Origin of the sequence: Streptomyces sp. NPDC002176 (assembly GCF_044903645.1) — a bacterium.
Taxonomy (GTDB): domain Bacteria; phylum Actinomycetota; class Actinomycetes; order Streptomycetales; family Streptomycetaceae; genus Streptomyces.
Genome location: NZ_JBJDQW010000007.1, coordinates 344,731 through 358,714 on the forward strand (window position 1 = coordinate 344,731; position 13,984 = coordinate 358,714).

The following is a 13,984-nucleotide window of genomic DNA, read 5'->3' on the forward strand; positions in this document are numbered from 1 at the left end:
CCCCGGAGGGGCATGGCAGGCTTGGTCCATGGCCGCGCAGATCAACCCCAGCATCCTGTCCGCAGACTTCGCCCGCCTCGCCGACGAGGCGAAGGCGGTCGAGGGCGCCGACTACCTCCACGTCGACGTCATGGACAACCACTTCGTCCCGAACCTCACGCTCGGCACCCCGGTCGTGGAGTCCCTGGCCCGCGCCACGGACATCCCGCTGGACTGCCACCTGATGATCGAGGACCCCGACCGCTGGGCCCCGCAGTACGTGGAGGCGGGCGCCTCCTCGGTGACCTTCCATGTCGAGGCGGCGCACGCCCCCATCCGGCTCGCCCGTGAGATCCGCGCCAAGGGGGCCCGCGCCGCCATGGCCCTGAAGCCCGCGACGCCGATCGAGTCGTACGAGGACATCCTCCCCGAGCTGGACATGCTGCTGATCATGACGGTCGAGCCGGGCTTCGGCGGGCAGGCGTTCCTCGACATCACGCTGCCCAAGATCCGCCGTACCCGCGACCTGATCGCCAAGCACGGTCTCCAGATGTGGCTGCAGGTCGACGGCGGTGTCTCGGCCGAGACGATCGAGCGCTGCGCGGAGGCCGGAGCGGACGTCTTCGTCGCCGGATCGGCCGTGTACGGCGCCCAGGACCCGGCCGAGGCGGTCCGTGTGCTGCGCGCGCAGGCGGACCGGGCGATCGCCGATTCGTCCTGGGCGTGCGGCCACTGAGCCACACGCAAGTGAACGGTTGAGAGAAGGCCACCCATCAGGGCGGATTGACGGCGCCGGATCTGCGAGGATGAACGGCGAATCCAGAGTGTGAACAGCAGTGAGGAGATCGCCGTGTCGGGTATGTCGGCGGGCCGGTCAGCCATGCGGATGGGGCCCGCTGAGCTGGTGCAGGCGGCGGCCATGGCCCGCCGCTTCTACCTGGAGGGCAAGTCCAAGATCCAGATCGCGGAGGAGTTCGGCGTCAGCCGCTTCAAGGTGGCCCGGGTCCTGGAGACCGCCCTCGAACGGGATCTCGTACGCATCGAGATCCGCGTCCCGGCCGAGCTGGACGCCGAGCGCTCGGACGCGCTCCGCGCCCGGTACGGCCTCAGACACGCCGTCGTGGTCGAGTCCCCGGCCGACGCCGAGGAGACCCCCGACCCGGAGAACCTGGGCGAGGTCGCCGCCGACCTGCTCGGTGAACTCGTCGACGAGGGCGCTGTCCTCGGCCTCGCCTGGGGCCGCTCCACGATCCACATGGCGGCCGCGCTCGACCGGCTGCCGCCGTGCACGGTGGTGCAGCTGACGGGCGTGTACGACGCCGGGACCGCCGAGCGCGGCTCCGTCGAGGCCGTCCGCCGCGCCGCCCAGGTGTCCGGCGGCGACGCCCACCCCATCTACGCGCCGATGCTGCTGCCGGACGAGGCCACCGCCGCCGCCCTGCGCAACCAGACCGGGATCGCCCGCGCCTTCGAGTACTTCGACAAGGTCACGGTCGCCTGCGTCTCCATCGGCTCCTGGGAACCGGGCATCTCCACGGTGCACGACATGCTCAGCGACGAGGAGCGCGCGCACTACGCCTCGCTCGGTGTCGCCGCCGAGATGTCCGCGCACCTCTTCGACGCCGACGGCCGCCGTATCGGACGCGATCTGGGGGAGCGGTGCATCACGGTCAAGACCGACCAGCTGCGCCGTATCCCGGAGGTCGTGGCCATCGCGGGCGGCCAGCGCAAGGGCCCGGCGATCGACGCGGTGCTGCGCTCCGGGCTGGTCACCAGCCTGGTGACGGACACCTCGGCCGCGGACTACCTGCTCACCGCGGGCCCCACACCGAAGGCCGCGCTCAGCCGCGCCGACCCCGACGGGGTCTGAGGACCGGCCGCCCGAAATCCGGCGGAACGCTGCCACGGCGGGCGCGCCGTGGCAGCATCTGCGGCATGCTGTCGCGGTTCGTCCCCCAGATCCTCCAGAGATACAGCGGCCGGGCACGCCTGTTCGCCGGTGTGCTCGCCGTCCTCGGTGTCCTGCTGGCCGGCTGCGCCGGTACGGACACGGCCACCGAGTCCCCGGCCGCCTCCCAGAAGTCCGGTCCCGCCGCCTCGGCCCCGGCCTGGGCCAAGGGCATGGCCACCGTCCCGGAGTCCCGGCTGCCCGCCGAGGCCCGGCGGACCCTCGCCCTCATCGACCAGGGCGGCCCCTACCCGTACGCACGGGACGGGATCGTCTTCGGGAACTTCGAGGGCCATCTGCCGGGGCACCCGCGCGGCTACTACCACGAGTACACCGTGCCCACCCCGGGCGTCGGGAGCCGGGGTGCCCGGCGCATGATCACCGGGGACGGCGGGGAGTTCTACTACACCGATGATCATTACAACTCGTTCCGGGCGGTGCTGAGATGAGTGAAGACCTTGTCGACCGGGTCGCGGTCACCCTCGACCTCAAGGGGGTCCGCGACAAGGCCGGACTGATGGACCAGGTCGTGACCGTGCTGAACCTGCCCGACTGGTTCGGCCGCAACTGGGACGCCCTGCTGGACTCCCTCTCCGACACCACCGTCTGGCCCCCGGCCGCCATCGAGCGCGGGCTGCTGGTCGTCGTACGGAACTGGGAGCCGTTCGCCGAGCTGAACGGGCAGGAGTGGCGCATCGCGCGGGACGTGTTCTCCGAGGCGGTCGACCGCACCTCGTTCCTCGACGTGATGCTCGCCCTTGGAGGAACCTCCGAGCTGTGACCCGGTGTCCCTGGAGGTTCAGCGGGGGCATGATCAGGCCCCTGGCATGGGACAATGAGGTACGTGCTCTTTCCCCCTGGCGCACCCGTCAGGGGGTCACCTCTGATCGACCGGGATGTGCGGCACGTGCGTTTCCTCAATGACATCCAGCCCGCCTACGACCTGACGTACGACGACGTCTTCATGGTGCCGAGCCGTTCCGCGGTCGGCTCGCGGCAGGCGGTGGACCTCGGCTCTCCCGACGGCACCGGCACCACCATCCCGCTGGTCGTCGCCAACATGACCGCCATCGCGGGCCGCCGGATGGCGGAGACCATGGCCCGGCGCGGTGGCCTGGTGGTCATCCCGCAGGACATTCCCATCGACGTCGTCACCGAGGTCGTCACCTGGGTCAAGAGCCGTCACCTCGTGCTGGACACCCCGATCGTGCTGTCCCCGCACCAGACCGTCGCCGACGCGCTGGCCCTGCTGCCCAAGCGGGCGCACAACGCCGGGGTCGTCGTGGACGCCGAATACCGTCCCGTCGGTGTCGTCACCGACCAGGACCTCAGCGGGGTCGACCGCTTCACCCAGCTCGAAGTGGTCATGTCCCGCGACCTGTTGCTGCTCGACGCCGACATCGACCCGCGCAAGGCGTTCAACACCCTGGACGCGGCCAACCGCCGCTATGCCCCGGCCGTCGACGCCGAGGGCCGCCTCGCGGGCATCCTCACCCGCAAGGGCGCCCTGCGCGCCACCCTCTACACCCCGGCCGTGGACGCCGACGGCAAGCTGCGCGTCGCGGCCGCCGTGGGCATCAACGGCGACGTGGCGGGCAAGGCCAAGCAGCTGCTCGACGCGGGCGTTGACACCCTCGTCATCGACACCGCGCACGGCCACCAGGAGTCGATGATCAGCGCGGTCCGCACCGTGCGCGCGCTCGACCCGCAGGTGCCGATCGTCGCGGGCAACATCGTGTCCGCCGAGGGCGTCCGCGATCTGATCGAGGCGGGCGCCGACATCATCAAGGTCGGTGTCGGACCGGGCGCCATGTGCACCACCCGGATGATGACCGGCGTGGGCCGCCCGCAGTTCTCCGCCGTGCTGGAGTGCGCGGCCGAGGCGAAGAAGTACGGCAAGCACGTGTGGGCCGACGGCGGCGTCCGCCACCCGCGCGACGTGGCCATGGCCCTCGCGGCCGGTGCCTCCAACGTCATGGTCGGCTCCTGGTTCGCGGGCACCTACGAGTCGCCCGGCGACCTCCAGCAGGATGCCAACGGCCGCCTGTACAAGGAGTCGTTCGGCATGGCGTCGGCCCGCGCGGTGCGCAACCGCACCTCCGAGGAGTCGTCGTACGACCGCGCCCGCAAGGGGCTCTTCGAGGAGGGCATCTCCACCTCCCGGATGTTCCTCGACCCGGCCCGGCCGGGCGTGGAGGACCTGGTGGACTCGATCATCGCGGGCGTCCGCTCCTCCTGCACCTACGCGGGCGCCGGTTCGCTGGAGGAGTTCACCGAGAAGGCCATCGTCGGCATCCAGAGCGCGGCCGGGTACGCCGAGGGCATGCCGCTGCACGCCAGCTGGAGCTGACCCCGCACCCGCCCGCGACCTGCGCGCTCCTGGTGCGGGGACGGGCGGGGCTCGTGTTCTACTTCGTAGGAGAAGTGACCGTACCGACGAAGTGAACCACCCCCTGTGCTGAACGATCTCGACGAACGCATCGTGCACGCCCTCGCCGAGGACGCCCGCCGCTCCTACGCGGACATCGGGCAGCTGGTCGGCCTGTCCGCACCCGCCGTGAAGCGGCGGGTGGACCGGCTGCGGGCCACCGGAGCCATCACCGGGTTCACCGTCCGGGTGGACCCGGCGGCCCTCGGCTGGGAGACGGAGGGGTACATCGAGATCTACTGCCGCAGCAACACCTCGCCGGAGACCATCCTGCGCGGTCTGGAGCGGTATCAGGAGGTGGTGGCCGCCTCCACCGTCACCGGGGACGCGGACGCCATCGCCCAGGTCTTCGCCTCCGACATGCGGCACTTCGAACGGGTCCTGGAGCGCATCGCCGGGGAACCCTTCGTGGAGCGGACCAAGTCGGTGCTGGTGCTGTCGCCGTTGCTGCGGCGCTTCTCGTCGGGCGCGCCGGGCTGATCGCGGGGCCTGCCGCCGAGGCCGGGCTACCTACGGTAACCATTGCGCTCCCTGGAGCGATCCCGTAGGTTGTCCGGCACTCTCTACCGACTGGTAACCGGCAGGTGATGCATGCGTCGGCCCGTCTGGCGTCCCCATACCGTCCGCGCCCGCATCATCGCCCTCGCCTTGGCCCCGGCCCTCGCCCTGACCGTGCTCTGGAGCTTCGCGATGGTCTCCGTCACCGGTGAGTTACGGGCCCTGATCCGGCTCCAGGGGGTCTACGAGGACTACGGCACCCCCGTGGACACCGCGATCGGGCAGATCCAGATCGAGCGCCGCATGTCCGCCGCCCACCTCGGCGACCCGCGCGCGAGCGAACCGGGGGCCGCCCTCCTCGCCCAGCAGCGCCGCACCGACCGCGCGGTCACCGCCATGCGGCGGGCCATGGCGAGCGGCGACCGGGACCGGCTCACCGCCCGCCAGCGCCGGGCCCTGGACACCATGGCCATCGCCACCACGAAGCTGGAGGCGCTGCGCCGCGACGTACTGTCCCGGCGGATCGGCTGGGACCAGGCCGTCACCCGGTACGACGCCCTGGTCGAACCCGGCTTCGCCGTCGAGTCCGCGCTCACCGCCCTCCAGGCCGGACAGCTCGCCCGCGAGTCCCAGACCGTCATCGAGCTGGTGCGGGTACGGGAGTTCGTCTCCCGCGAGGACGCCCTGGTCGCCGGGGCACGGGCCGCGGGCACCCTGACCGCACCGCAGTACGCCCTGCTCACCGCCGCCATCGAGGACCGCCGTCTCTTCGAGCGGACCTACGCCCCCGACCTGCCCGCCGACTCCTACGCCTTGTACGAGAGGTTCCGCGACGGCGCACCGCACCGGGCGCTGGAACGTGCCGAGGACGCGCTGCTCGCAGCCGGGGTCGGCGGCGCGGACCAGGCCGTCGCCGCGGGCACCTGGCGGTCGGTCGCGGACCGGGCCGTGCACAGCTACATGCGGCTGTGCTCCAGCGCCGCCGAGCACTCCGCCGCACGCGGACGCGCCTTCGCCTACCGGGAGTTGACCAAGGCCGCCGTCGTCGGCGCGGTCGGGCTGGCCGCGGCGGCCCTCTCCCTGTGGCTCGCGGTACGCGGCGCCCGGCGCGTCTCCCGCCGACTGGAGAACCTGCGCGACGCGGCCGACCTGCTCAGCAGCCGTCAACTCCCCGACGTGATGCGGCGCCTGAGCGCGGGGGAGCGGGTCGACGCGGTCGCCGAGGCCCCGCCGCTGACCGCCGACGAGGTGGGCGACGACGAGATCGGCCAGGTCGGCCGCTCCTTCAACACCGCCCGGCTGGCCGCCGTCGAGGCCGCCGTCCACCAGGCCACCCTGCGCCGGGGGCTGTCCGCGGTGCTGCTCAACATCGCCCGCCGCAACCAGGCACTCGTGCACCGGCAGTTGAAGCTCGTCGACACTCTGGAGCGCCGCACCGACGACCCGGACGTGCTGCGCGAGCTGTTCCGGATCGACCACCTCACCACCCGGATGCGCCGCCACGCGGAGAGCCTGATCATCCTCTCCGGCGCCGCACCCGGCCGCCGCTGGCGCGGACCCGTACCCGTCGTGGACGTGGTCGCCTCGGCGGTCGGCGAGATCGAGGCGTACGCCCGGGTGGTCGTGCCGCCGATGCCGGGGGCCGGGATCGCGGCCGACGCCGTCGCCGACGTGGTGCACCTGCTGGCCGAACTGCTGGAGAACGCCACCCTGTTCTCGCCCCCGCACACCGAGGTCACCCTGCGCACCGAGCACGAGGACGGCCGCCTCGTCCTGCGCGTCGACGACCGGGGCCTCGGCCTCGACGCCGGACAGTGCGAAGAGGCGACGGGCACCCTGCGCGACCCCGACGCCTTCGACCCCACCCGGCACGACCGGCTCGGCCTCTACGTGGTCGGCCGCCTCGCCGCCCGGCACGGCATCGAGGTGAGCCTCGGGGAATCCCCCTACGGAGGCACCACCGCCACGGTGCTGCTCCCGGCCGGAGTGCTGGCGACCGTCGAACCCGCCCCGAGCCGCCCGGCCCCCACGCACCCGAGCCCCCGCAGGCCGGTGCGGACACCGGTACCGGCGTCTTCGGGCACCGCCGCGCTGCCCACCCGCACCCGGCAGGCGTCCCTCGCCCCGGAACTCCGCGCCGACCCGCCGCCCGCCGACGACACCCCGCTCGGCGCGGCCGACCCCGAGGAGATGCGGGCGCTGTTCGCCGCCTTCCAGCGGGGCCTGAGCGACGGCCGCGACGGCATTCCCGCCGACGCCAACGCCGACGCCAACGCCGATGTCAACGCCGACGAAGGGACGGACACCGACGATGTACGGTGACGATCTGAACCCGGAGAACCCGGCCGTGCCCCAGGGCGCGCCCGGCACCGACCTGGGCTGGCTGCTCGACGATCTCGTGTCGCGCACCGAACATGTCCGCCAGGCCGTGCTCCTCACCGCCGACGGGCTGCCGCTCAGCAGCTCCGACGGCATGCGCCGCCGCGACATCGAGCATCTGTCCGCCGTCTGCTCGGGCCTCCAGGGGCTCGCCGACTCGGCGGGGGAGCGGTTCGCCTCCGGCGAGGTCCGGCAGACCATGGTCATGCTGGAGGACGCCTACCTCTTCATCACCCCCGCCGGACACGGCAGCAGGCTCGCCGTGCTGTGCGAGGCCCGCACCGACGTGGGGCAGCTCGCCCACGAGATGGCCCTCCTCGTCCGCCGCCTCGGCCGCCATCTGGACGCCGCGGCCCGCTCGGCGCCGTGACCGGCGGTGGACGAGGAGTACTGGTACGAGGAGGACACCGGGGCGATGGTCCGCCCCTACACCGTCACCCGCGGCCGCACCCGGCCCTCGGAGCGGCACGCCATCGACCTGATGTCACGGGTCACGGCACTGGAGCCCGGCCCGGACGGCCCCGGCGTCGACCACCCCCGCGCGGAGCTGCTCGGCCATGTCCGGCGCGGCCCGCGCCCGGTGGTCGAGCTGGCGGCCGACGCCGACCTGCCGCTCACCGTGGTCCGCGTCCTCCTCGGTGACCTCGCCGAACAGGGCCTGATCCGCATCGACGCGCCCCGCCGCCTCCCGGTCCACGACGCCGCCGACCCCGAACTGCTGCGGGAGATCGTGCGCCGCCTTCGCGAGCTGTAGCCGCTTTCTACGCGCGTGCATCCCTGGCGGGCGCAACGAATCGCCGCCCGGTGCCACGTCGACGCAACGAACCGCGCACCGGCGCGCAACGGGTGCTTCTTGTCCGGGTGAGCGCGCCGACCGTACCGTCTAACTGGCTTCTCGATGCCCCCCGAACCCCCCTTTTTCCGGTGAGGATCACGCATGCGCACCGCCCTGCTCCAGAGCTCCGGCCGCCCCGGCTCCGTCGCCGAGAACCTCAAGGTCCTCGACGAGGCCGCGGGCCGTGCCGCCGAGGCGGGCGCCGGGCTGCTGGCCGCACCGGAGATGTTCCTGACCGGGTACGCGATCGGCGGCGAGATCCCGCACCTCGCCGAGCCCGCCGACGGCGAGTCGGCCGACGCCGTCGCCGACATCGCCACCCGGCACGGCCTGGCCGTCGCCTACGGCTACCCCGAGCGCGACGGCGACACGGTGTACAACTCCGCGCAGATCATCTCCGCCGAGGGCGCCCGGCTCGCCAACTACCGCAAGACCCACCTCTTCGGCTGCTTCGAGCGCGACCACTTCACGCCGGGCGAGCGGCAGGTCGTCCAGACCGAGCTGAACGGGCTCACCGTCGGGCTGCTGATCTGCTACGACGTCGAGTTCCCGGAGAACGTCCGCGCCCACGCGCTGGCCGGTACCGACCTGCTGATCGTGCCGACCGCGCAGATGCACCCGTACCAGTTCGTGCCGGAGTCGGTGATCCCGGTGCGGGCCTTCGAGAACCAGCTGTACGTGGCCTACGTCAACCGGGTCGGCCAGGAAGGGGAGTTCGAGTTCGTCGGGCTCACCACGCTGGCCGGGCCCGACGGGGTGGCCCGCGTCCGCGCCGGGCGGGCCTCGGCCGAGTTGGTGTTCGCCGACGCCGACCCCGCCTTCCTGGCCGCCTCCCGCGAGGCCAACCCGTACCTGACGGACCGCCGCCCCGGTCTGTACGGCTCGCTCACCGCCTGAACCTCCCTCCCCACAGTTCCTCGCAGTACTTCCGCGCAAGGAGTCCGTACCCCATGACGTCCACGGTGCCCAACGCCGTCGAGCACGCCGACGAGCAGCAGCCGCCGATCACCATGTTCGGCCCGGACTTCCCCTACGCCTACGACGACTTCCTCGCCCATCCGGCGGGCATCGGCCAGATACCGGCGACCGAGCACGGCACCGAGGTCGCCGTCATCGGCGGCGGTCTGTCCGGCATCGTCGCCGCGTACGAGCTGATGAAGATGGGCCTCAAGCCCGTCGTCTACGAGGCCGACCAGCTCGGCGGACGGCTGCGCACGGTCGGGTTCGAGGGCTGCGACGAGTCGCTGACCGCCGAGATGGGCGCGATGCGCTTCCCGCCGTCCTCCACGGCCCTGCAGCACTACATCGACCTCGTCGGCCTGCGCACCAGCCCCTTCCCCAACCCGCTGGCCGAGGGCACCCCGTCGACCGTGGTGGACCTCAAGGGCGAGTCGCACTACGCGGAGACCGTCGCCGACCTGCCGCAGGTCTACCGGGACGTCGCCGCCGCGTGGAACAGGTGCCTGGAGGAGGGCGCCGACTTCTCCGACATGAACCGCGCCATGCGCGAGCGTGACGTGCCGCGTATCCGCGAGATCTGGGCGAACCTGGTCGAGAAGCTCGACAACCAGACCTTCTACGGCTTCCTCTGCGACTCCGAGGCGTTCAAGTCCTTCCGGCACCGCGAGATCTTCGGCCAGGTCGGCTTCGGCACCGGCGGCTGGGACACCGACTTCCCCAACTCCATCCTGGAGATCCTGCGCGTCGTCTACACCGAGGCCGACGACCACCACCGGGGCATCGTCGGCGGCTCCCAGCAGCTCCCGCTGCGCATGTGGGAGCGCGAGCCGGAGAAGATCGTCCACTGGCCCTACGGCACCTCGCTGGCCTCGCTGCACGTGAACGGCGAGCCCCGCCCGGCGGTGACCCGGCTGAACCGCACCTCCGGCAACCGGATCACGGTCACCGACGCGAACGGCGACATCCGGACCTACCAGGCGGCCATCTTCACCGCCCAGTCCTGGATGCTGCTCTCCAAGATCGCCTGCGACGACTCGCTCTTCCCGATCGACCACTGGACCGCGATCGAGCGCACCCACTACATGGAGTCCAGCAAGCTCTTCGTGCCGGTGGACCGCCCCTTCTGGCTGGACAAGGACGAGGAGACCGGCCGGGACGTCATGTCGATGACGCTCACCGACCGGATGACGCGCGGTACTTACCTGCTGGACGAGGGTCCGGACAAGCCCGCCGTCATCTGCCTCTCCTACACCTGGTGCGACGACAGCCTGAAGTGGCTGCCGCTGTCCGCGAACGAGCGGATGGAGGTCATGCTGAAGTCGCTCGGCGAGATCTACCCGAAGGTCGACATCCGGAAGCACATCATCGGCAACCCGGTAACCGTGTCCTGGGAGAACGAGCCCTACTTCATGGGCGCGTTCAAGGCCAACCTGCCCGGCCACTACCGCTACCAGCGCCGCCTGTTCACCCACTTCATGCAGGACCGGCTGCCCGAGGACAAGCGGGGCGTGTTCCTCGCCGGTGACGACATCTCCTGGACGGCAGGCTGGGCCGAGGGCGCGGTCCAGACCGCGCTGAACGCGGTCTGGGGCGTCATGCGGCACTTCGGCGGCGAGACCGACCCGACCAACCCGGGCCCCGGCGACGTGTACGACGAGATCGCGCCGGTCGAGCTGCCCGAGGACTGAGCCGGAGCGGGGGCGGCCGGGGGCTCAGATCCCGGCCGCCCGCGCCTTCTCGTACACCTCCGCCGCGGTGTCCTTCAGCTGGGCCGCGTCCCGCGACTCGCTCTGGACGTCGAGGAGTATCTCCGCGTCGGGGACGATGCCGGTGTGCGCCGCGATGTCGGCCACGATCTGGTCGGTGGTGCCCTCGAACAGCGGGCGGTCCGCGCCGGTGCGGGGCTCGGGGGTCACGCGCGCGTTCACCCTGATGACCGTGCGGACCGGCTCGGTGCGGCCGCTCTCCTCGGCCAGTTCGCGCAGGTCGCGCCACTGGGCGGCGAGCTGTTCCGGACCGTAGGCGCCCGGCAGCCAGCCGTCGGCCCGCTCCACCAGGCGCCGCATCGCCCGCCGGTTGGTCGCCGCCAGCAGGACCGGGACCGGCCGCACCGGCTTGGGGCCTACGATCGCGGAGGCGATGTCGGTGGTCTTGCCGTGGTGGACGACCGGATCGGGGCCCCACACCGCCCGGCACACCGCGATCACCTCGTCCAGCGCGGTGCCGCGCTCCTCGAAGGGGAGCACCCCCGAGGCCGCGTACTCGTCCAGGGACCAGCCCGTGCCGAAGCCCGCGATGACCCGCCCGCCGCTCACCACGTCCAGCGTGGCCAGCGACTTGGCGAGCTGGAACGGGAGGTGCAGCGGGGCCACGAGCACGCTGGAGCCCAGTTCGGCCCGCGAGGTCGCGGCGGCGGCCAGGGTGAGGGTGACCAGCGGGTCGGCCACGCCCCGGTAGTACTCCGGCCAGGGCATGCCCGGTATGCCGTACAGCCCCTGGGAGGCGGGCTCGGGGACCAGGGCCCGTTCGAAGACCCACAGGCTGTCGTAACCGATCTCCTCGGCGGCGCGCGCCACATCGGGCACGTCCCTGCCGAGGTCGTACTGGCGCATCTGGGGAAGGCCGAGGCCGAGCCTGGTCGTCATACCGGTGCTCCTTCGCGTCGGGACGTCCCTTCAACGCGCGGCCCCCGCCCGGCTGTTCCGTAAGTCACCCGAAGGGGTGAGTTCCGGCCGGGTCAGTCGCGGAGCGGGGTGAGCAGCATCCGCCCCGCGAAGCCGACGGCCGTGTCCAGCCGGGCGGCGAACTCCTCGGCCACGTCGCCGCAGCGGCGCAACGCCCACAGCACGCGCGCCGCCGACCAGGTGGCGTCGCGGGCCCGCTCCAGGCTCCAGGACCCCAGCAGATGCGTGATCGGGTCGGCGATCTGGAGCAGGTCGGGGCCCGGCATCAGATCCTCGCGGATACGCTCCTCCAGCGCCGTGAGCACCTCGCCCACCCGGTCGAACTCGTCCTCCAGATCGGCCGGTTCGCATCCCAGCGCCCGGCAGGTGTCCACCACGGCCAGCGCCAGGTCGTGCCCGATGTGGGCGTTGATCCCGGCGAGCGCGAACTGCAGCGGAGTCACCCCGGGATGGCGGCGGAGCTGGAACAGCGGGCGCCAGCAGGCGGGCGGACGGCGGTCCTCGGCGACCGCGTCCACGGCCGCGAGGTACCGCTCCGCGAACCGGACGTCCAGCGCGGCCGCCGCGCACGGGTCCGGGAACTCCCCGGCGTCCAGCCGCCGGTCCACCTCCTCGGTGACGGTGAGGTAGACCCGGTTGAACACGGCGACCCCGTCCCGCTCGGGCAGCTCCGAGCCGAGCGCGCGCATCCGGGCCAGGACGGCGTCGACGGGGGTGGTGGTGTATCGCGGCAGCGCCATGGAGGAAGGGTGGCAGCCGCGCACCGGCCGGTGGGCCGACCGGCCCGGTGCTTCGCCGGAACGAGCGAACGCCGGGCCGGTACGGCCGCCATTACGGCTTGCCGGGACCCTCCGCGGGCTTGTCGTACGACGACGTGCCCTCGTCCAGCAGCGGCTGCTGCGTCTTCAGATGCGCCGGGGCGAAGGCGCGCAGGGCGTGGTAGCCGGTGATGACGACCAGGGTGCCCAGCGCGATACCGCTCAGCGAGAAGGTGTCGGTGAACTTCATGGTGACGTTGCCGACGCCGATGATGATGCCCGCGGCCGCCGGGACCAGGTTCAGCGGGTTGCGCAGGTCCACCTTGCCGTGCAGCCAGATCTGAGCGCCGAGCAGGCCGATCATGCCGTACAGGATCACGGTGATGCCGCCGAGGACACCGCCGGGGATCGCGGCCACCACCGCGCCGAACTTGGGGCAGACGCCGAACAGCAGCGCGAAGCAGGCGGCGGCCCAGTAGGCGGCCGTGGAGTAGACGCGGGTCGCGGCCATCACGCCGATGTTCTCGGAGTAGGTGGTGTTCGGCGGGCCGCCCACCGCGGTGGACAGCACCGAGGCGACGCCGTCCGCCGAGATCGCGGTGCCGAGCTTGTCGTCCAGCGAGTCGCCGGTCATCTCGCCGACCGCCTTGACGTGGCCCGCGTTCTCCGCGACCAGGGCGATCACCACGGGCAGCGCGACCAGGATCGCGGACCATTGGAAGGACGGCCCGTGGAAGGTGGGCAGCCCGATCCAGTCGGCCTGGGAGACGCCGGACAGGTCCAGACGCCAGTGGTCGGTGATCTTGCCGCTGGCGTCCGCCGAGTGGATCTTGCCGAGGGTCAGGTCGAAGATCCAGGAGATCAGGTAGCCGAAGACCAGGCCCAGGAAGATCGCGATGCGCGACCAGAAACCGCGCAGGCAGACCACGGCCAGACCGGTGAACAGCATCACCAGCAGCGCCGTCCACTGGTCCTGCGGCCAGTAGGTCGTGGCGGTGACCGGGGCCAGGTTGAAGCCGATCAGCATGACCACGGCGCCGGTGACGATCGGCGGCATCGCGGCATGGATGATCCGCGCGCCGAACTTCTGCACCGCGAGACCCACCAGGAACAGCACCACGCCGACGACGAGGATCGCGCCGGTCACGGTCGCGCTGCTGCCGCCGTCCGCGCGGATCACCGCGGCGACACCCACGAAGGACAGCGAGCAGCCCAGGTAGCTGGGGACCCGGCCGCGCGTGGCGAGCAGGAAGATCACCGTCGCCACACCCGACATCATGATCGCCAGGTTGGGGTCCAGGCCCATGAGCACGGGGGCGACGAAGGAGGCGCCGAACATCGCCACGACGTGCTGGGCGCCCAGGCCCACCGTGCGCGGCCAGGTCAGCCGTTCGTCGGGGCGTACCACCGCTCCGGGTGCGGGTGACTTCCCATCCCCGTGCAGCTTCCAGCGCACGCCGAGGTCCATGGTGGGGTTTCGCTTTCTCTGTACTGAAGAGGGTCCGCACCATTGTC

General features: G+C 72.0%; 14 protein-coding genes. 11 read left to right on the top strand and 3 right to left on the bottom strand.

The window, feature by feature from the left end; genetic code table 11:
• Positions 1-28: 28 nt before the first annotated feature.
• The 11 genes from rpe to ACI2LY_RS29685 all read left to right on the top strand — a co-directional run bounded on the left by rpe (position 29) and on the right by ACI2LY_RS29685 (position 10,715).
• On the top strand, positions 29-715 hold the full coding sequence (rpe, locus tag ACI2LY_RS29635) for a ribulose-phosphate 3-epimerase (protein WP_404709794.1): 687 nt from the start codon (positions 29-31) through the stop codon (positions 713-715).
• Positions 716-805: 90 nt separating this feature from the next.
• A complete protein-coding gene (locus ACI2LY_RS29640; protein ID WP_404709795.1) occupies positions 806-1,849 on the top strand; it encodes a sugar-binding transcriptional regulator in 1,044 nt (347 codons plus the stop codon).
• A 65-nt stretch (positions 1,850-1,914) separates the two neighbouring features.
• Positions 1,915-2,376, top strand: a complete 462-nt coding sequence (locus ACI2LY_RS29645; RefSeq protein WP_404709796.1) for a ribonuclease domain-containing protein — start codon at positions 1,915-1,917, stop codon at positions 2,374-2,376.
• Positions 2,373-2,708 (top strand): barstar family protein, encoded by a 336-nt coding sequence (locus ACI2LY_RS29650; protein ID WP_393915413.1) that lies wholly within the window; start codon positions 2,373-2,375, stop codon positions 2,706-2,708. Before ACI2LY_RS29645 ends, ACI2LY_RS29650 begins: the two co-directional genes overlap by 4 nt.
• A 126-nt stretch (positions 2,709-2,834) precedes the next feature.
• Complete coding sequence (locus ACI2LY_RS29655) at positions 2,835-4,277, top strand: GuaB1 family IMP dehydrogenase-related protein (RefSeq protein WP_404709797.1); 1,443 nt, start codon at positions 2,835-2,837, stop codon at positions 4,275-4,277.
• 105 nt (positions 4,278-4,382) lie between these two features.
• On the top strand, positions 4,383-4,835 hold the full coding sequence (locus ACI2LY_RS29660) for an Lrp/AsnC family transcriptional regulator (RefSeq protein ID WP_030810550.1): 453 nt from the start codon (positions 4,383-4,385) through the stop codon (positions 4,833-4,835).
• A 111-nt stretch (positions 4,836-4,946) separates the two neighbouring features.
• Entirely contained in the window at positions 4,947-7,175 is a 2,229-nt protein-coding gene (locus ACI2LY_RS29665; RefSeq protein ID WP_404709798.1) for a nitrate- and nitrite sensing domain-containing protein, read from the top strand.
• Positions 7,165-7,602, top strand: a complete 438-nt coding sequence (locus ACI2LY_RS29670; RefSeq protein ID WP_393915410.1) for a roadblock/LC7 domain-containing protein — start codon at positions 7,165-7,167, stop codon at positions 7,600-7,602. The genes ACI2LY_RS29665 and ACI2LY_RS29670 overlap by 11 nt, the downstream gene beginning before the upstream one ends.
• Before the next feature lie 6 nt (positions 7,603-7,608).
• Positions 7,609-7,986: a DUF742 domain-containing protein gene (locus tag ACI2LY_RS29675; RefSeq protein ID WP_404709799.1), complete on the top strand. Its 378-nt coding sequence runs from the start codon at positions 7,609-7,611 to the stop codon at positions 7,984-7,986.
• Between the two features lie 183 nt (positions 7,987-8,169).
• Positions 8,170-8,964 (top strand): carbon-nitrogen hydrolase family protein, encoded by a 795-nt coding sequence (locus ACI2LY_RS29680; RefSeq protein WP_404709800.1) that lies wholly within the window; start codon positions 8,170-8,172, stop codon positions 8,962-8,964.
• 53 nt (positions 8,965-9,017) lie between these two features.
• A complete protein-coding gene (locus tag ACI2LY_RS29685) occupies positions 9,018-10,715 on the top strand; it encodes a flavin monoamine oxidase family protein (RefSeq protein WP_404709801.1) in 1,698 nt (565 codons plus the stop codon).
• Between the two features lie 24 nt (positions 10,716-10,739).
• On the opposite strand, the gene ACI2LY_RS29690 is transcribed toward ACI2LY_RS29685, so the two are convergent.
• The 3 genes from ACI2LY_RS29690 to ACI2LY_RS29700 form a co-directional block, all read right to left on the bottom strand.
• Positions 10,740-11,672, bottom strand: coding sequence for an LLM class F420-dependent oxidoreductase (locus ACI2LY_RS29690; RefSeq protein WP_404709802.1), 933 nt, complete (start codon positions 11,670-11,672; stop codon positions 10,740-10,742).
• A gap of 92 nt (positions 11,673-11,764) precedes the next feature.
• Positions 11,765-12,451 carry a DUF5995 family protein gene (locus ACI2LY_RS29695; protein WP_404709803.1) on the bottom strand — a complete coding sequence of 229 codons (687 nt, stop codon included), beginning with the start codon at positions 12,449-12,451 and terminating at the stop codon, positions 11,765-11,767.
• A gap of 91 nt (positions 12,452-12,542) precedes the next feature.
• Positions 12,543-13,937: a uracil-xanthine permease family protein gene (locus ACI2LY_RS29700; RefSeq protein WP_404709804.1), complete on the bottom strand. Its 1,395-nt coding sequence runs from the start codon at positions 13,935-13,937 to the stop codon at positions 12,543-12,545.
• Positions 13,938-13,984 lie beyond the last annotated feature (47 nt).